General features: G+C 55.6%; 17 protein-coding genes. 4 read left to right on the top strand and 13 right to left on the bottom strand.

Features of this window, described 5'->3' with window-relative positions:
- Positions 1-142 precede the first annotated feature (142 nt).
- The 11 genes from E0E37_RS11995 to E0E37_RS11945 all read right to left on the bottom strand — a co-directional run bounded on the left by E0E37_RS11995 (position 143) and on the right by E0E37_RS11945 (position 13,024).
- A complete protein-coding gene (locus tag E0E37_RS11995; RefSeq protein WP_130863270.1) occupies positions 143-862 on the bottom strand; it encodes a Bax inhibitor-1/YccA family protein in 720 nt (239 codons plus the stop codon).
- A 245-nt stretch (positions 863-1,107) separates the two neighbouring features.
- Entirely contained in the window at positions 1,108-1,452 is a 345-nt protein-coding gene (locus tag E0E37_RS11990; RefSeq protein ID WP_130863269.1) for a hypothetical protein, read from the bottom strand.
- Between the two features lie 162 nt (positions 1,453-1,614).
- Positions 1,615-2,427: an HAD family hydrolase gene (locus E0E37_RS11985; RefSeq protein WP_130863268.1), complete on the bottom strand. Its 813-nt coding sequence runs from the start codon at positions 2,425-2,427 to the stop codon at positions 1,615-1,617.
- A 126-nt stretch (positions 2,428-2,553) separates the two neighbouring features.
- Positions 2,554-5,211 carry a calcium-translocating P-type ATPase, PMCA-type gene (locus E0E37_RS11980; RefSeq protein WP_130863267.1) on the bottom strand — a complete coding sequence of 886 codons (2,658 nt, stop codon included), beginning with the start codon at positions 5,209-5,211 and terminating at the stop codon, positions 2,554-2,556.
- A gap of 339 nt (positions 5,212-5,550) precedes the next feature.
- The gene (locus E0E37_RS11975) at positions 5,551-6,138 is read right to left on the bottom strand and encodes a TerD family protein (RefSeq protein ID WP_130863266.1); all 588 of its coding nucleotides are present in this window, start codon (positions 6,136-6,138) and stop codon (positions 5,551-5,553) included.
- A gap of 21 nt (positions 6,139-6,159) precedes the next feature.
- The gene (locus E0E37_RS11970) at positions 6,160-6,738 is read right to left on the bottom strand and encodes a TerD family protein (protein ID WP_130863265.1); all 579 of its coding nucleotides are present in this window, start codon (positions 6,736-6,738) and stop codon (positions 6,160-6,162) included.
- 83 nt (positions 6,739-6,821) lie between these two features.
- Positions 6,822-7,403 carry a TerD family protein gene (locus E0E37_RS11965; RefSeq protein WP_130863264.1) on the bottom strand — a complete coding sequence of 194 codons (582 nt, stop codon included), beginning with the start codon at positions 7,401-7,403 and terminating at the stop codon, positions 6,822-6,824.
- A 67-nt stretch (positions 7,404-7,470) separates the two neighbouring features.
- Positions 7,471-8,622 (bottom strand): toxic anion resistance protein, encoded by a 1,152-nt coding sequence (locus E0E37_RS11960; protein ID WP_130863263.1) that lies wholly within the window; start codon positions 8,620-8,622, stop codon positions 7,471-7,473.
- Positions 8,622-10,895 (bottom strand): YceG family protein, encoded by a 2,274-nt coding sequence (locus E0E37_RS11955; RefSeq protein WP_130863262.1) that lies wholly within the window; start codon positions 10,893-10,895, stop codon positions 8,622-8,624. Before E0E37_RS11955 ends, E0E37_RS11960 begins: the two co-directional genes overlap by 1 nt.
- 387 nt (positions 10,896-11,282) lie before the next feature.
- Positions 11,283-11,870, bottom strand: a complete 588-nt coding sequence (locus E0E37_RS11950; protein WP_246019715.1) for a S1C family serine protease — start codon at positions 11,868-11,870, stop codon at positions 11,283-11,285.
- Entirely contained in the window at positions 11,807-13,024 is a 1,218-nt protein-coding gene (locus E0E37_RS11945) for a YceG family protein (protein WP_130863261.1), read from the bottom strand. Before E0E37_RS11945 ends, E0E37_RS11950 begins: the two co-directional genes overlap by 64 nt.
- Positions 13,025-13,204: 180 nt before the next feature.
- Between E0E37_RS11945 and E0E37_RS11940 the strand changes: the two genes are divergently transcribed.
- From E0E37_RS11940 to E0E37_RS11925, 4 genes are all read left to right on the top strand, one after another.
- Positions 13,205-14,173, top strand: a complete 969-nt coding sequence (locus E0E37_RS11940) for an HpcH/HpaI aldolase/citrate lyase family protein (RefSeq protein ID WP_165445336.1) — start codon at positions 13,205-13,207, stop codon at positions 14,171-14,173.
- Positions 14,174-14,271: 98 nt separating this feature from the next.
- Positions 14,272-15,504 (top strand): phosphoribosyltransferase domain-containing protein, encoded by a 1,233-nt coding sequence (locus tag E0E37_RS11935; RefSeq protein WP_130863259.1) that lies wholly within the window; start codon positions 14,272-14,274, stop codon positions 15,502-15,504.
- Positions 15,501-16,550 carry a cysteine protease StiP family protein gene (locus E0E37_RS11930; protein ID WP_130863258.1) on the top strand — a complete coding sequence of 350 codons (1,050 nt, stop codon included), beginning with the start codon at positions 15,501-15,503 and terminating at the stop codon, positions 16,548-16,550. Before E0E37_RS11935 ends, E0E37_RS11930 begins: the two co-directional genes overlap by 4 nt.
- A gap of 299 nt (positions 16,551-16,849) precedes the next feature.
- Positions 16,850-17,161, top strand: coding sequence for a hypothetical protein (locus E0E37_RS11925; RefSeq protein ID WP_130863257.1), 312 nt, complete (start codon positions 16,850-16,852; stop codon positions 17,159-17,161).
- On the opposite strand, the gene E0E37_RS11920 is transcribed toward E0E37_RS11925, so the two are convergent.
- Entirely contained in the window at positions 17,149-17,823 is a 675-nt protein-coding gene (locus E0E37_RS11920; protein WP_130863256.1) for a DUF2461 domain-containing protein, read from the bottom strand. The genes E0E37_RS11925 and E0E37_RS11920 overlap by 13 nt on opposite strands.
- Positions 17,820-18,677 (bottom strand): RNA polymerase sigma factor, encoded by an 858-nt coding sequence (locus E0E37_RS11915; protein ID WP_130863255.1) that lies wholly within the window; start codon positions 18,675-18,677, stop codon positions 17,820-17,822. The genes E0E37_RS11920 and E0E37_RS11915 overlap by 4 nt, the downstream gene beginning before the upstream one ends.
- Positions 18,678-18,775 lie beyond the last annotated feature (98 nt).

Raw genomic sequence — 18,775 nt, 5'->3', positions numbered from 1 at the left:
GACCGAAAGATTATACCACGAACCCGCAAAAAGAGAAAGTGCGCCTATGAGCGCAGCCCTGATCCAAAACAAAAAAAGATCAGCAGATGTTAAGATCTGCTGATCTGTGTTCTCATATGGAACTGCCGGTGCAACGCCCGGACTAGTTTCTCTTGCCCATGAACCGCAGGATGTACAGGAACAGATTGATGAAGTCCAGATACAGCTGCAGCGCGGAAAAGATCGACGCCTTTTTCGCCATCTCAGGGTCACAGCTGAAAGCGGCGTGATACGCTCTGATCTTCTGCGTGTCGTAGGCGGTAAAGCCCAGGAACACAGCTACGCCGATCATGCAGACGATCCTCTCAAAAGCGCCCAGTCCGATGAAGATAGAGAGGAACCAGACCACCACGAGGAAGATCAGGCCGCTGAACAAGATCGGTCTCATGCCGGAGAGATCCACCTTAGTGTAATAACCCACTCCCGCCATGACGCCGAAATACAGCGACGCAGACAGAAATGCCAGCAGTACGCTCCACATGCCGTATGCCACAAAAATGGTAGAAAATACGATTCCGTTCAGCACCGCATAGGTGAAAAACAGCCCCTTGGCCTTTCCCACAGACATGGAACCGATGCGGGCCGACAGGTAAATTACAACGCCCAGCTCTGCGATCAGCAGAATAAACGGCATAGCCGGAACAGAAAATACTGCCCAGATCGCTCCCGTAAAGATCATGGCCATAGCCACCGCAAAAGTGGTCAGCAGTCCCAGACACATCCAGCCGAACGTTTTCGCCGCGTATGCGCCTACAGGTTCGATCTCCTGTCCGTACGACGCGCCTCCGATAAAGTCGCTTTTCATTTCATTCAGATCATCCATGTAATATCCCCCTTCTCCAATTCATTACTGCAATTGCCGCCGGCCGGCTGCGGACCCTCTGCGGCGCCGATGCCCGGCCAAAAGCCTGCTTTCAATTCTTGATACAAGTATACTTATACCACTTTATTATACGACAAAACAGGCGATTTTACAGCACTTTTTTTTAACTCTGCTGACAACAGTATACTTTTTCCAGTCACAGAGGAGTCATACGGATCTCGAACCCAGCCGCAGCCGCTTTCGCGTCAGGCGATCTGCGGCCGGCACATTTCCCACGCGCACAGAAGGGCCTGCTCCACCTGCTCTTCCGTCACATATTTCAGATAGACGTCCGCCAGATAGGCTTTCCGCTCCCGGCCTGTGGACAGGCAGCGGTAGAGATAGCTGTCCTTAGCCAGTTCTGTCACAGAGCAGTACTGCCTGGACCGCTTTTTTCGGACCGTAATGTCAGAGATCACAAATTTGATCCGGCCTCCCGCCGACTGGCCCGTTATATAAATGATGATCTCATCCCCCGCGGCGTTTCTCGTTCTCAGTCCCTCGATCGCCGGCATCTCCGGCCTTCCGTACATTTCCATCGCTCTGTTCATATCAAATTCCTCCTTCTGTCAAAGGTCTTGTCCAATTTTCCTTCATCCATTGAACAGGTTACCACAGACGGAAGGAGAAAAACGTCAAAATGCGTTTACGCCTTCGCCCAAATTTTCGACAGGGTCTCATTTTCAGCGTCGTGGGTCCCTCAGCGGGAGCCGTTACTCCTGTCTGCAGGCGATCCCCAGCCGTTTTGCCGCTTCTGTCAGCATCAGGTCGGAGAACAGGCCGTCCCCGGGCGGAACGTGGAGCCGCCGCCCATCCATCCCGCTGAGACTGCCGGACGCGGCCTGATACAGCTGTCGGGGCATCCAGGCCTCGTCGGCGGCCAGAAGCAGGGGTACATCGAACTCGCTGTCGCCTGCGGCCAGCACCAGTTCTGCGCCCAGCAGCTTCCGCAGACGCAGCAGCGCCGTCCCCTTGTCCAGGGCTCCGGGAAGGATGTAGATCTTGGACCCGTTGTTTAAGATCCTCACATTCCCGCCATACAGACCGGCCCGCAGTCCGGCCATAGTCCCCTGCGGATCGCCGCTCTTTGTGAAGACGAACAGCCCGTCCACCCTCCGCACATCAAAGTTTACGCGGGGATCGGCGGCCAGCAGCCTTTCCGCTTCCTTTAAACTTTCCTCCGCCGGTGCGCAGAGGCGCAGCGAATCTTCATACCACTGTCTGTCCGGGACGCCCCCGCGCAGCAGGTTTCCGCCGTTGCTCACCAGCGCGTACTCCGGCTCTGCGGACGGCGATCCTGCCGTCCCTATAAAAAATCGGATCCGCCCGTACTGCTCAAGGGACCGGGTGGTAGCCGGCACGAAGCAGCAGCGGTCCGCGATCTGGCAGAGCAGGCGGCAGGAGTACTCCGTCATAAAGGAAAGCTCCTTCCCCTCCTTTACCTCCACCAGCCGTTTCTGCGGACCGATGTCTCTCTTATACGAATAGATCAGCGTATTGTCCAGGTCCGATACGAAAAGATCCACCCAGTCCTCCTTTCTGAAAAAACGGACCGGCGATCCTGCTCTGTCTTCACGCAGTATACGCCGGTCCGCTGCTCTGCAGTTTATCCGCTTTTTCTTTTTTCCGTCCCTTCTGGGCGGAACTTCCGGCTATTTCCCGCCGATCTTTAACACAGCCTTGCGGATCAGATCCACAGGAATGATGGTGAAGGCCAGCGCCAGCACCAGCGCCCATTCTCCTCCGTTCAGTCCGTAGCAGCGAAGAATATCTCCTCCAAAGTCGGTCATGATGATCTGAACCACGACGATGAGACCCATTACTTGCCAGAATCCGTGATTCTTGCCGATATTGTCAAACAGGTTCATCTGCTCTGTTCTGGCGTTGAACGCATTGAACACGGCGAAGAAGATGAAGAATGTGAAATATCCCGTCAGCAGGAAGTTGTAATCGTCGCGGAAGAAGTGATCCGCGGTCTGAGACAGCAGCAGGAACATGGACAGGGCAAAGCCCCAAAGGCTGGCCGTGAGGATCTCCGTCCACATGTATCTGCTGATGATACTCTCGTCTCTGCGCTTGGGTTTCTCCCGCATGTACCTCCTGAGGGCCGGTTCGCCTCCGAAGGCCAGAGCCGCCAGCGTATCCATGACCAGATTGACCCAGAGGATCTGAATGATGGACAGCGGAGTGGGAATGCCCAGGAAAGGCGAAACGAAACAGATCAGCACAGCGCTGACGTTGATCGTCAGCTGGAAGATGATAAACTTCCGGATGCTGTTGAAGATCGTTCTTCCGTAGAGGATCGCCTTGTCGATGGAGCTGAAATTGTCATCCAGGATCACGATGTCGCTGGCTTCCTTGGCCACCTCTGTTCCTCCGCCCATAGCGAAGCCCACATCGGCCTTTTTCAGCGCCGGGGAATCGTTGACCCCGTCGCCTGTCATGCCTACCACAAGATCCATCTCCTGCGCCAGACGCACCAGTCTGCTCTTGTCGCTGGGCAGCGCCCGGGCAACCACGCGGATGTTTTTGATGTGCTCCTTCACCGCGTCGTCGGACATCTTGGCCAGCTGATCGGATGTCAGCACGATATCCTTATCGCTCTGAACGATACCCGCTTCCTTGGCGATGGCCACCGCAGTATCGAGACGGTCTCCCGTGATCATGACCACCTGAACGCCGGCGCCCTGCACCTCCTTGATGGCAGTCACGGATTCCGGTCTCACCTCGTCGCGGATGCCCAGAACACCGATGAGCGTCCAGGCGCCCTCAGGCAGCTCGTCGTCTCTGATCTTGTCGTCGGAGGTGGCGAAAGCCAGCACGCGGATGGCCCTCTCCGCCAGCTCGTTGATCTTGTCGTCGATGCGGCCTTTTCCCGCCATGTCCAGGGGCTGCTTCTTTCCCTCCGCGTCATAATAGAACTGACATTTAGCCAGGATCTTTTCCGGCGCTCCCTTGATCAGCGTCAGGTTGTAGTCGCCTTCCACGCTGGTGGCGGAATACTTTTTGTCGCTGCTGAAGGGGATGGCGGAAATGTGCGCCACATTCATGGTATTGGCGTGTCTGGAGTTGGCGGCATAACTGAGGATGGCACGCTCCGTAGCGTTTCCGCCGAAGATCTTCATCTCGCCGCCCTCGTCAGAGATAACGGCGTCCGTATTGTGATAAACGCTCAGGGACAGTACATTTCCCAGCTCGTTCATCACGTTGTCAAAACTGGCGTAATCCCTTGCCGAACCGTCCACAAAAGTGACGGCTTCCAGTTTTCCCTTGGTAATGGTCCCCGTCTTATCGCTGAACAGGATGTTCAGGCTGCCTGCGGTCTCAATGCCCGCGATCTTTCTCACCAGTACGTTGTCTTTGAGCATTTTGCCCATATTCAGGGCGGATACCAGCGCGATCATCAGCGGCAGGCCTTCCGGCACCGCCATAACGATGATGATGACAGCCAGCATGACTGCCTGCACCACGTCGTTGACCACCGTCATCCAGTTGGAACAGTAAGCCATGATCTGCGCCATGTCGAACCCGTTCTGGATCACGATAGACTGGAACAGAAATGCCACGGCAATGGCGATACCGCCGATATAACCGAACTTGCTGATGCCGTCTGCCAGATTGCCCAGCTTCACCTTCAGCGGGGAATCCCGGTCTTCCTCGCTCTGCAGTTCGCTGGCGATCTGTCCGTAAACAGACTTATCGCCCACGGTGGTGACCCGCATGACGGAATTTCCGGAACAGACTACCGCCCCGCGGAACACCTTATACGGATTGAGGAAATCCAGCGACGCGTCCTCCTCCGTGTAGTCCTCGGGAATGACTTTTTTCGTGGCCTCCTTGCTCTCGCCGTTGAGCACCGACTGGTCCACTTTTATGGTCCCGTCGATGACGACGCCGTCAGCCGGGATCTTGTCGCCGGTCTGCAGCAGGATGCAGTCGCCCACCACGATATCGTTGATGGAGACCTCCGCCACCTGTCCGTTTCTGTATACTTTGCAGTAGATCCTGGACGCCTCCTCCTGCAGCTTCTGGAAGGCGTTCTCATTCCTGAACTCAGAAAAAGTTGACACAAAAGTAGCCAGGATCACGGCCAGCGCGATGCCCACGGACTCGTACCATTCCGTCTGTCCCAAAAAGGCGAACACAATATTGATGATCAGGGCGACGCAAAGGATCTTGATCATCGGATCTCCGAAGTTGCCCAGCAGCTTACTCCAAAAGCTCTCTGTCTCCTGTTCCGTCATGCGGTTGTCGCCGTACTGTTGTTTCGACGATTCCACCTGCTCATCTGTTAATCCCATTATTTTCATTTTTGCTAGTTACCTCTTTATCTCCTGTTTTATTATTTTGTCCCGGCTGTCCGAAACGCGCCTTCTCAACGCCGGCTGCCGACAATGCGGCGCGGCAGGCCTGGCCCTTCGCCCCGGCTCTGAGGGATGCAGCCGCGGCCTTCGCGTTCTATTCTCAGAAACGGAAGCGGGCGGACCTTTCTTCGCGGCAGACTCTCGCCCCGTCAAAACCCGGCGCGCCGGGACCTTCATTGAAACGAAAAGGAGGAAACCGCTCCTGAAGGGGGTGATTTCCTCTTTTCCAATCTGCGGTGGAGACCATATCTCATCTCCGGCATACGAACAACCGTCAGATCCCCTCTACTGGAATCTCCTGACCAGTTCGTTCAGGCCCGGATCGGTGGTTCCCTGTCCGATGGCGTTGAACTTCCACTCGTTGTTGTAGCGATAGATCTCTCCGAAAATGACCGCGGTCATACCGGCGTACTCCGCGCTCAGGTTGTATCTCAGCATCTCCTGATTTTTCTGCCCGTCCACGATGCGGATAAAGGCGTTTTCAATGAGACCGAAGTCCTGCTTCCGCTGTACCGCCTGATAGATGTTCACCACAAAGACCAGCTTGTCATACTCCGCCGGAACCTTGGTCAGATCCACCACGATCTGTTCGTCGTCTCCGTCTCCGGCTCCCGTCAGATTGTCTCCCATGTGCTGGATCGCACCGGATTTATGGCGCAGGTTGCCAAAGTAGACCACGTCTTCCACGCCCCGGAGCTTGCCTTCTTTCAGCGCCATCACGGAAGCGTCGCAGTCGATGGCCGCCGGCTTGGGCGCGAAAAATCCCTTCTTCTGCTTTACTTCATCCCAACCCAGACCGATCAGGATCCTGCTCAATCCTGCGTTGTCCTTGGTCAGGCTTACCTTCTGTCCCTTCTGCAAACTGACTGACATCTCTATTCCTCCTTCGGCGTTTTACGCCACATCAATCCCATAGTTTCCGCACAGCGCAGCCAGTCCGCCCTGGAATCCGCTGCCGATGGCGTTGAACTTCCATTCGCCGTTGTGCTGATAGATCTCGCCGACTACTACAGCCGTCTCGATGGAGAAATCTTCTCCCAGATCGTAGCGGATCATTTCCTGATTGGTATCCATGTCCACAATGCGGATATACGCGTTGGAGACCTGACCGAAATTCTGCTTCCGCACGTCGGAATCGTAGATGGTGACCGCAAAAGCGATCTTGCTGACGCCGGCGGGCACTTTCGTCAGATCCACCTGGATCTGTTCGTCGTCTCCGTCGCCCTCGCCAGTCAGGTTGTCTCCCATATGTATGACAGCCTCGCTCTTGTGCTTCAGGTTTCCATAGAATACAAACTCATCCTGAGTGGGAACTTTGCCGTTATCGCCCAGCATGAACGCACTGGCGTCCAGATCGAAGTCTGCGCCGTCAAACTGGTTTACATCCCAGCCCAGGCCGATCATCAGATGCTTCAGTCCCGGATTTCCTTTGGTTAGATCTACTTTCTGACCCTTCTGTAAACTGATCGCCATAATAAAAAACCTTCCTTTCCCAATGTAACTTTTACTTTAAATAACATAACCTCTGTATTTTGTCCTGCTTATCGGACTTTATGCTAGCCCAGATCCACGCCGAAGTTGGTGCAGAGCGCGGCCAGTCCTCCCTGGAATCCGCTGCCGATGGCGTTGAACTTCCACTCGTTGTTGTGGTTATAAAGCTCGCCTACGACGACGGCCGTCTCGATGGAGAAATCCTCTCCCAGATCGTAGCGCACCAGCTCTTCGTTTTTGTCCACATCCACGATGCGGATAAAGGCGTTGCTCACCTGACCGAAATTCTGCTTTCTGGTCTCTGATTCGTAGATCGTTACAGCGAACGCCACCTTCTTGACCTCCGCGGGCACCTTGGAGAGATCCACCTTTATCTGCTCGTCGTCCCCTTCGCCCTCGCCTGTCAGATTGTCCCCCATATGCTGAACAGATCCGCTTTTATGGGCCAGATTTCCGTAGAACACAAACTCATCGGAAGAGGGAACTTTCCCGTTTTCTCCCAGCATAAAGACCGTGGCGTCCAGATCGAAATCGCCGCCCCCGTCATACTTGTTCACATCCCAGCCCAAACCGATGAGCAGATGCTTCAAGCCCGGATTTCCCTTCGTCAGATCCACTTTCTGTCCCTTCTGTAAACTGATGGGCATCTCTAAATCCTCCTTTTTACTATGAAATCTCCTGTAATACCTGTAATATATGTCGCGCCGGAACCGCCTAGTTGCTGGGCCGTCCCTGGTTGAACATCTGATTGAACTCGTTCTTGATGGCCTCCAGACGGACCTGATCCTCCTTGCGCTGCTTGCTCAGATCGTTCTGGATCTGTCTGGTCTCCTCGATCCCCTGAACGATGGTCTTCCACGTGGTCTCCAGCGTCTCGATCTTAACTGAGCTTCCGGAGGCCAGCTCCGCGGTCAGTTTGGACTGCGCCGCCGTGTTCTGAGCGTTTTTGATGAGCATTTCGTTGGTCTTCTCATCCAGCGCCGACATGGCTTCCGCCTGGATGCGCTGACGCTTCAGCAGGATCGCCTGAGAGAGGGCCTGCTTGAATACCGGCAGCGTGATGATGAAGGCAGAATTGATCTTGCGCACCAGATTCATATTGGAAAACTGCATGGTCTTCAGCATGGGAATGGACTGCATGGCCACGTTCTCCGCGATGCGCAGATCCTGCGTCCGCTGTTCCAGCATCATCTTCGCCTGAGTCAGCGTGGTCAGATCGAACTGAATGGAGTTGTCTCCCGTCTGCTCCAGCTCCTGCTGTTTCTGCGCGATAAAAGCGTCCAGCTCCGATATGCCCTGTTCTCCTGCCAGGATATATTTTACCAGTTCGTGATAGGAATTCACATTGGTCTGAAACATGCTTTCCAGCTTCCGGTTGGACTCCTTGATCTCCGCCTCATACTGCTTCAGCTGAATGTAGATCTTGTCCACCTCTTCGCCCATGGTGTGGTACTTGTCGAGAATCTTGTCCAGCTGCTTCTTCATATTGCCGAACATCTTCTGGAAAAATCCCCGATTGTCCTCCAGTTCCCCAATATCGAATTTATCCATGATCTTTCCCAGCAGCTCCAGCATCTGACCGGTGTCGTTGATCTGTTCCATATTCATGCTGTTCAGGACCGTGTCAGAGCAGCGGGAAATATCCTCAGCCACTTTACCCCCAAAGGTCACGATGGTCTCCGCGTTGTACACGTCGATGGTGCTCACCAGAGCGTCCACCTCCGGCGAACTTGTCAGTTCCTTCGTCATGGCGGCCCGGTCGTCCCGAATATCGTAGGGAACCACCTCCATGGTTTCCTTCGGCTCCTGCGGCGCCATGGCCGCAGCCGCCGGCTGCCCCGTTCTATTTTTTAAATCCAAACCCATTATTTTGCCCTCCTAAACAATCTATCTCTCAAGCTCTCCCTCTGAGAGCTTTTAGACACGTTTTTCAAATTCGGAGCCTGGAGATCGTACATATAATCTCCCACCTGATGCTCCGTCAGGACCTGCTGCGTAAAATTCATCTCCACGTTCTGGTAGCCCGTGGGCGTAAAGATCGCCACGTCGAAGCCCAGAAGACTGAGATACGCCACCAGAATGCTGTCGCCCAGCGTGCACATCACTTCTCCGGTGCTGATAACGATCAGCTTCGGGATCTTTTTCGTAAAATCGAACTTCTGTATCATGCGCAGAAAACCCTTGTTGAGGTTCAGCGCCGTGGACAGGATCGTAAACTCCGTTCCCCTGGTGAAGGTGCCCTCGATCAGCCGCCTGTCCAGCAGTTCCTGCAGCTTGTCCAGCATGTAGTCCTGCATATCCTCCCGCAGGAAGCCGTACTGGTACGCGTGGTGATCCTTGATCTTATCGAACAGCAGCTTTTCGCCCCTGATGAACTTCGTCACGTGGGGACGGACCGGGTTGTCCTCAAACTCCTCGATGTAAGGAAGTTTATAGATGACCGCCGTATCCTCCACCGCCAGCGAAGCGATGGTCTGCCAGTACTCATACGCATTGCTCCCCGGCACTCCGGAGATCTTCGCACAGATGACGGGGACCATGACCCGGTCGGACAGGACCTCGAAATTGGGCCGGTACTTGGCCTCCTGATCCCACAGAATGGCGATCTCCTCATAAGTGGTCTGCAGCTGAACGGGTATGGCCTTTTTAAACTGGCGGTTCCGGTAGAGTCCCGTGTTCTGATACATCAGCGTGTCCAGCTCCCGCTCCGCGCCGTAGGCCGCCGTTTTGAAGCGTACGCTGTCCACTTCCGCGGGAAACTTGCCAAGAGGCAGGGAGTTTCCGTAGGTCCTGTCGAACAGGAACCGGTCCGCCAGCCGGCAGGAGAGACTCAGGTCGGGGCAGATCTCAAACACATCCACCGGTATACGGGACAGAAAACGCAGCAGTACCGCTTCGTTTTCGTTGCTGCACACTCCGTAGAGCAGAAACACCGGCGGCGCCGCGATGCGCCAGTCGGCAAACAGCTCCGGCACATACCGGTTCACCCAGCACAGCAGGCAGATCGCCCGGTTGGTCAGCCGCGTCATATTGGAATTTTCCTTTGCGCTCTCTTCCTGAAGAACGCCCGCAAAGGCCTTTCTGGAAAGCTTCTCCAGTTCCCGGCTCTTCGGAAAGGAGATATAACTTGCCAGATCGCCGATGAGCTGCTCCGGACTGCGGTAATTCTTGCGCGGTATCTTCCGCGTCTCGTCCACCCCGGGCACGCGGATCACTTCCTCCGCCAGCAGCACCTTTCTGCCCTGACTCTCCAGCTTCAGCTTCCACTTTACCAGTTCGCTCTCCCAGACGGCCGCGTCTTCCACACCCCTGATCCGAACGAACATGTTGTAATAAAAAGCTTCCCGCCCTCTGGCCGACGGCTCTTTCAGCGAGTCGTCAAACAGATCGCCCGTCAGCCACGTATTCGTGCTGACTTGTCGATCCGGTTCCTCCAGATGGATCTCGGGAAGCAATTGCGCCTGTTCCGTCTCTCTCACCATAGCGACAACAGAAAATCCCTGCGGAAACGCCTGGGGATTTTCCACGGGCACGACGGCGGAAAACCGGGAATCCGGGTCCACCTTCCGATAGCCTTCGTCGCCCTGATATTGGAGCAGCAGAATATCGCATCCGGCGCAGGCCAGAATGCGAAGCATCCGCAGTTCATAATCGTTGACATACCCCTCAAACAAGATCCGGGGCAGTTCTTCCTGTCCCAGCAGATTCAAGATCCGCTCAAATTTATAGTAAAGCCAGCACATGAACTTGATGTATCCGTTTTTCCGGATATTTTCGTTCTTGCCGGACGCCTCCATCTCTTCCAGGACCAGTTTCATACAGCCGGCGACGCTCTCGCGCTGACGCCCGTTTAAACGAGGCAGCCACTTTTTCAGCGCCGCGTCAAAAAAGCCTGCTTCCTGTCTGAAATCCAGGCCCATGATCTCCTCAAAATATTGCAGCTGCTGCCCTGTGGGATTCTGGATGCGCTCGCTGATAAAAACGCCCCGGCGCTTTATCTCATCCAGATACTTCTGCAGAAACGTCCTGATCTCAGGGCTGAATCCATTCAACCGTCCGAAAAATACGCTTCCGCCTCCCCTGGCGGAACAGCTTTTAAAGTAATCTTCCCTGTCCTTTATCGCTGTACACTCAAACATTGGTCCCCCACAATCCCATTCCGACACAATGAGCCTTTTTCTGCCCGCACCCCCCGCGCGCGCAGCCGTCTCTCCTTCGTTCCCCTGTCCGGCGAATGCCGCTCTTCCAAAGCAGTTTCAAAGCCGATCCAAAGCCATTTCGAAACCGATTCAAAGTTTCCCGGCCAAAACGCCGCACTGTATTTTGACACGATGATATTATATCACTTTTTTTGCCGATTTTGCAACTGTTCGCGCAAATCCTGCCGGTATACAATTCACGGCGTATTCGCAGCATCCATCCGACGGCCTCCGCCGCAGACTTCCGGCCATTGCGAAAGGCCCTGCCCCGTCCATTGCGGGATAGCCTTTTCTCACCCATTGGGGGATGGCCTGCCCCTTCCTTCTTTAGAGAAATCCTGAAGCGAAGGAACGGACAGTTTTATAATCCACCGCCAGATTGATATTCTGGCCGTCGTCAAATCCCGCCGTAATGATCCCCACCAGCTCGCCGTACAGATTCAGCAGCGCTCCGCCGGAACTGCCGTGAGAGATAGGCGCGGTGAACTGGATCATCGACGTCTCGTCGATCATCCGAAATCCCGATATGATCCCGTCGGACACAGAATTAAATAATCCCAGAGGACTTCCGATGGCCACCACTTTCTGCCCTCTGACCAGCTCCTTTTCACCGCGGTATACAGAGATGGGCGTACAGCGCCGTTCGATCCTTATGATCGCCAGATCGTGGAACTGATTATATTTGATCAGCTCATCCGTCTCGTAGGGCCGGTCCTCTTCCTCAAATCGAATGCCGTAGTAGGCGCCCTCGCAGGCCACGTGGAAATTGGTCAGAATATAGCCTTTCTCGCTGATGACCACTCCTGATCCGGTTTTAAAGCATTTGCCTGTCTTGTCGAAAACGGAGATCATCACGATCCCCGGAGACAGCTGCGCCAGCTCCTCGTATTCCAGCTGCCGCCTGCCCGCCGCCAATCCGGAGGCCGCGCCTGTTCCCCGGGAAATGCCTCCCCCAGCAGCCGCTCCGCCGCTGACCCCAGCTGTACCGCCGCCTGCAGACGGCGGGCCTCCTCCCTGTCCGGGCCCTGTCCTTTATACACATCTCTTCCCGCGACTCCCACGCCTGCCGCAGGATCCCCGCACCCTGCCCCAAACGCGCCGCCTGCTCCGCTGTCTGAACCGCCGCGGGTTCCGCCGCCTGGGCCGCTGGACGTTCCACTGTCCGCGCTCCACGCTCCGGCTTTCTCCCCCGACGCTCCCTGTGCGGACGCAGCAGGCGCCGAAGCTCCGCCAGACACGGACGCCGACGGCCCACGGTCTCTTTCCACTCCGGGCTCGTAGGGCGGGATCCTCACCGGCCCTCGCTTCTCCTCCCCACACAGGGAGGACTGCGCCAGCAGAGCAGGGCTTACCGCCGCGTCTCGCTCCGGATTCAGATAAAGAACATCACAGCCCAGATGCACGAGAAAATAGAGGAACAGATACTCCTGTACCTTGATATCCCCGGAAAGAATAAATTTCGGAAACATCCCCGCCGCCGTCCTGTCCGGGAAAAGGCCCGGCAGATATGCATCGCACCAGAACAGGAGCTTGATGCCAAAATTTCGTATCATAGACTGGCTGATCCCATTGCCCGAAGCCGCGTAGAGCTTCAGCGCACCGTCGAAAGCCGAACGGGCGTACGGCTTATTCAACAGCCGCTCTGTTACCCTGGCCAGACAGTTTTCATCGCCGCTGCCGTTTCTGTCCCAGCAGTTTCCGCTGGGGCTCTCTCCGCTCCACCCGGCCGCGCCGCTGCTCTCCGCCTCCGCTCCGCTCCCATCCCGAACGGCTTCCTGCATGCGGTCGTACGCCGCCGCATACCGCGCCGCTTCCTGAGGGTCGGGACGAAACTCCAGCTTGCCCGAACGAAAATATCCGCCTCTGCCTGAACGGTCCGCTGATTCCAGCCGCTTGTCCGCGGCGCTGATTTCTTCTATGTATTTTTTTTCATCCTCATATCCGATATAGCGGACAAAATACGCATCCTTCTGATCGTTCCGGCAGCGTCCGCTGAGACTTGCAAACGCTGTCAGAGAACTGATCTGCATAGGGTTGACACGAACTTTCAGCACTTCACTTTCCATCATAAGAGCGCCTCCGCACACATATTTTTATAATTCATCTTACCACACATCCCTTTTTTCGCATATTCTTTTCTGACAATTAATGATATAATATGCCGTGGCAGCGGTTACCTGATCCCGCACAGATCATGCGGGATCTTATTGTATCGGCGGCCAGTCAGCAGATCAAGGGGGATTAGAAAATTGAAACCAGCTTATTCTGTGGGCGCGCTCCTATATGCGCCCGCTACCAACGATAAAATAGTGCGTTTTATCCTGCAGCAGTCTGTGGAAGGACCTTATTCCGCCTCGCTGTGCCTGGAGGACTCCATCAGCGATTCGTCGGTATCCGGCGCTGAATTGAACATTCTGAAGGATTTTGCGGAGATCAGTAGGGCGCTGGATAAAAATCCTGAGATGTATCTGCCCAGGCTCTTCATCCGCGTGCGGCGGCCCGAACAGATCCCTGATCTGTACCGGCGGCTGGGAGACAGCGCCCGGCTCCTCACCGGTTTTGTGGCTCCCAAGTATTCTCCGGCCTGCTCGGAGCTCTACAATCGCAGCATCCTGGAGGTAAACAGCCATTCCCCAGCGCCGGTCTATATGATGCCGACTCTGGAGAGCGGCGACATCGTCCGGCTGCAGGGAAGAAGCGATACGCTGCAGTATCTGCGGGATCAGGTGGACCTGATCTCCGATTATATTTTGAATATCCGGGTGGGAGGAAACGACATCTGCAGCGCCTTCGGCGTGCGGCGCAGCGTGGACGAGACCATCTACGACAATCTGGCAGTCAGCCGTATCCTGGCGGATATTCTGACCGTATTTGCTCCTGATTACGTGGTCTCCGGACCGGTATGGGAATATTTCTCGGGAGATGACGACCAGTGGAAACGCGGACTCAGGCGGGAGCTGAAGCTGGACAGGCTCAACGGTTTTATCGGAAAGACCGTCATCCACCCCAACCAGATCCCCGTGGTCAACGAATCCCTGCGGGTCAGCCGCAAGGACTATGACGATGCGGTCAGCATCCTGAACTGGTCGCCGGAAAACTGCGATCTGGTGGAAAAAAATCGTTCCGGAGAACGCATGAACGAAGTGCGGGTGCACACGAGATGGGCCCAAAAGATCATGACGCTGGCCGATGTCTACGGTATCGCAGAACAGGACTGAACACAGGACCGAAAACATGACTGCAAGCAAAACTGAAAGCGACCGAGAACCGGGAACCACAGTACGCTGCCAAAAGTATAAAAAACAAGGACGGGTTTATGACAGATAAAATCAGAACAGAACGAATTACCTACTGCCGCCGGGATCTGGTCCGGCTGGCGAAAAGGGACAACAATAACAAACGGCCTTTCCTGCTGGTCAACCCTCTGCAGGGCAAGCATATCCCCTGCAGCCCCGCCGGGGCGCTTCGTCTCTTCGAGGCCCTTGCGGACCGGCTTTACGATTCCTGCCGGGGCGAACGTCTCCTGATCGTGGGCTTCGCGGAGACCGCCACCGCCATCGGCGCTGCGGTGGCCGCCTGCTCTCCCCATCGGACAGGCTACATTCAGACCACCCGCGAGAACATTCCCGGGGCGGATTATCTCTATTTTTCCGAATCTCACAGCCACGCCACCGAGCAGCGGCTGACGAAAAACAGGCTGTCGGAGCTGCTCTCCGCCGCGGACCGGGTGATCTTCGCGGAAGACGAGGTCACCACCGGCAGTACCATCCTCAACGCCGTGGCCGCGATCCGCAGAGAGTACGCTTCCCTGGACCTGAAATTCGGCGTCGTCTCCATCCTGAACGGGATGACGGAAGAACATCTGGAACGTTTTCACAGCGAGAACATTTCCTGCGCCTGGCTGCTCCGGCTGCAAAACGACGGCTACAAAGAACATCTGGACCAATTCGAATACGATCCTGCTCTCTGCTTTCTGCCCGACGGGTCCGTGACGGAGCAGCCCGAACACCAGGAAGTTTTTCGTTCAGCCGTTCAGGGCGGTTCGCCACTGGGAGGATACTGCAATCCCCGGCTGGGCGTGGGCATGAAAACGTTTCTTGATAGCTGCCGCTCTATGGCTGAGAGCGCTGCGGAACGGCTCTGCGCTCCGTCCGGCAATGCGCTGCAGGGCAAGGACGTGCTTGTTCTTGGCACAGAAGAATTCATGTTTCCGCCTCTCATGCTGGCCGCTTATCTGGAGACTCACTGCGGCTGCCGGTCGGTGCGCTTTCACGCCACCACCAGAAGTCCGATCCTGCCCTGCGGCAGAGAGGATTACCCCATTACCTCTCGATACGGCCTGCGCAGCGTCTACGATCCCCTGCGCTCTACATTCATCTACAATTTGAATCGCTACGATAAAGTGGTCATCCTTCACGACTCTCCCTCAGATTTTGCTCCGGGTCTGTCAGACCTCTGTTCGGTGCTGATCCGGAAAGGCTGTCAGGATATTTCCATCCTGCGCTGGACGGAGGAAGACACGGCCTATCCCCAGGGAGGTGCACGATGAGAAGCTCCTATCTGACCGATGACGTCACCTTTCTTCTGAAAGATATCACCGGCCTGGTGGAACCGCTGCCGGCTTCCCAACGAGAACAGCGGATACAGTCGGGGATCCACTACAGTGAAATGCTGCCTCTGGAGTACCGGCCCACGTCCCTATACATGGACGCTTACCGGGAAGCTCTGTTCCACTATTCGCAGAGTACTGCGGACGCAGTCTGCCGCGCGGCAGAAAAGATCTACGCGCGGAAGGGAGCCGGGGTGGTTCTGGTCTCTCTGGCCCGCGCAGGCGTACCCGCCGCCATCCTGATCAAACATTATCTGAAGAGAAAATACGATACGGACGCGCCGCATTACGCCGTGTCCATCATCAGAGGTCGTGGCATCGACCGAAACGCCATGGACTATCTGTTGGCCCGCTATCCCGCGGAATCGCTGCAATTCGTGGACGGCTGGACGGGAAAAGGCGCGATCACCCGTCAGCTTTCCGCCGCGTTGGAGTCCTATCCCGGAGTTTCCCCGGAGCTGGCGGTGCTCTCTGATCCCGCCGGCCTAACTGATCTGTGCGGCACCCACGAGGATATTCTGATCCCCAGTTCCTGCCTGAACAGTACGGTGTCCGGTCTGGTAAGCCGGACATTTTTGCGGCCGGATATCATCGGTCCCGAAGATTTTCACGGGGCGGCGTACTATGGCGAACTGGCCGGCGAAGATGTTTCCTACGATTTTATACACAGCGTAGAAGCCTGTTTTCGTTTTGATATCGACGCGCCGGCTCTGCCCCGGGGCCGCACCGGCCTCGAAGAAGTGGAGGAGATCGCATCCCGCTACGGCATCGCCGACATCAACTTCATCAAACCCGGTATCGGCGAAGCCACACGGGTCCTCCTGCGGCGTGTCCCCTGGCGTCTGCTGATCGCCCAGGGACGCCGGAAGGATCCCCGGCTGAATCACCTACTGCGGCTGGCCCACGAGCGCCAGGTGCCGGTGGAGGAATATCCCCTCACCAATTACACTGCCTGCGGCATCATCAGAAATCTGGCCGATGTGTAAGAGGCTGGACTCTTCTGATGGATTCAGGCGGGAGCGCTCAGCTTGCTCAGCTTTATAGCGCTTTTATAACGCTCAGCCGGTCCGCATGCATAGGCGAATATGGCAGAAAAATTTGATTTTCACCTATTTTCACGCAAAAACGGACCTAAATGTCCCGTATTTTTACGTCAAATAGGTGAAAACTCTTTTTTTCAAGGAATCTGGCCCAACTTGAGTATCTTTTTAGGCGATTTCCAGAAAAAAATGTTGAGTTCACCCATCCCTCATACATTATGTCATCAGGCTGGCAGCCGCTTGCCTTGACCGTCGATCAGATGCCGTCGGAAGAACATTTCTGCGCCGTGACCGGCGCTCAGGCCCGCTGGCAGTTTCTGTCTGTCTCCATTGAGTGGTCAGACCCCGGCTGCGATCTGCCCGCCGCCATTCAGCAGCCAAGCCCCGGCAGCGATCTGCCCGCCGCCGTCATCCCGGCGTATTCAGCCGCAGACGATAACGACCTCCGGATCCATCCGGAGGTCGTTAGTGTCTGGCGATCTCAGTTCCCCTGCATTTCCATCGTCCATCCTCCCGCTGAGATCCCATGCGGTCCCGGAAACGATCACGGCATCTGAAAACCTTCCAGAGCCTGATTCAAATAATCGTTGAAGGGGCGCATGTCGCTGAAAACACTTGCGGCAAAGCTGACAAAGTCTTCATCCCAGACCTGCTTATCGCTGACCGGATATTCCAGATACCAGCTTTTGTTTTTCAAATATTCCGCCTGTGGATGGCCCGGATCGTAGCCCCTGGGCACATTTTTCAACGCCGTTCCTCCCACTGTAAATCGTCTGGTGAACCCGGGATCAGTAATGATCTTCTGCCACTGACCGCCGTGTGCGGCGATATGATCCCGAACCATGGCGGTAGCGTCCTTAAACATGTCCGCAAACAAGCCGCCGCCAAGAAAAGATTTTCCGCCCGGTCTTATCATAATATAGTAGCCCACCGGGATCGGCAGTTTTCCCTTAGCGGATATGTGAGCCCGAAAGGCAGGATTGTAGGGCGATTTGTCGTGACTGAACCGGGTGTCCCGCACCAGTTTAAAAGTCAGTTCCCTGGGTTCCAGCAGGGGAATGGTCTCGTCAAACTCTCTGATCTCCAAAATGAGCCGGCGCAGAAATTCCTCAAAATCCTGATTGGCTGCCGTACGAAGAGATCTGTGTTCATGATACCATTCCCGGTCGTTGTTCTGTTCCAGCGCGGCCAGATATTCCAATACCGTCTGCATGCTCATGACAACACCTCCCTGTCTATCACCGCGGAAAAATTCTGGGAAGCCAGCAGATTCCGGATCCACTCCGTTGTTTTTTCCCTTGCGCGATACGCCGGAAAACCAGCGAATATCTGGGACAGGTCGTCCAACTGTTCCATGGCGTCCGTGCAGCTGACGATCTCCTCATAGGCGCACCGGTCCATGGACTGAAAATCCAGATGGGCGGGGCCGATGCGGCGGCTGGCGATGGCGTAGTTGATCCGCCGTTTGCAGGAACAGACTCCCGTGCCGCTCAGCCCGCAGTATTCTGAGAGAAAGGACGCCATCTTTTTGCGGATGCGGGACAGTTTCTGACGGTAAGCCTCGGGCGTCGTCTCTAAGATCTCCGCCGCGATCCGGCTGTCCAGCCGGAACATCGTCCCAAGAACATAGATGCAGCGGCTTTCCGGGTCCAGGCACTGAAGCATTACGTTGGAGCAGGACAACTTCAGTTCCCGCTCCAGCAGGGTCTCATCCACGCCGGCTGTCATGTCCGGAACATCCCGTTCTCTGCCGGACGCGATATCCGCCCCGTAGGCCTCGAAGCTCAGCGGATATTCCGCGAACATGCCTTTCCGGCAGCTGCGCAGATAGTTTACCGCGATCCGGAACACCCACGTAGTCAGACTGCTCTCCTTTCGAAAAGAAGACAGGTGCGTCATCACACGGATCAGTATCTCCTGCGTGGCGTCCTCCGCGTCCGGGATCGTTCCAAGCATACGCAGGGATAAGTTGAAGACCATGTCCTGTACGCTTCCCAAAAGTGTCTGAAGCGCTTCCCGACTGCCCGATACCGCCTTTTCGATCAATTCTTTCTCATTATCGGAATTACTCATTTTTTCACCTCCAATAGATTAGACTGCGGATCTGCCGCTCTGTGACATTTTTTTTAACAGAATGGGCTTCCTCTTCCATGGGCACCGCAGGACCCCGT

The organism is Bacilliculturomica massiliensis, assembly GCF_900605495.1.
GTDB classification, from domain to species: Bacteria; Bacillota; Clostridia; order Peptostreptococcales; family Anaerovoracaceae; genus Bacilliculturomica; species Bacilliculturomica massiliensis.
The sequence above is the reverse complement of the archived record's forward strand: the minus strand, read 5'-3'. Positions and strand labels throughout refer to the sequence as shown.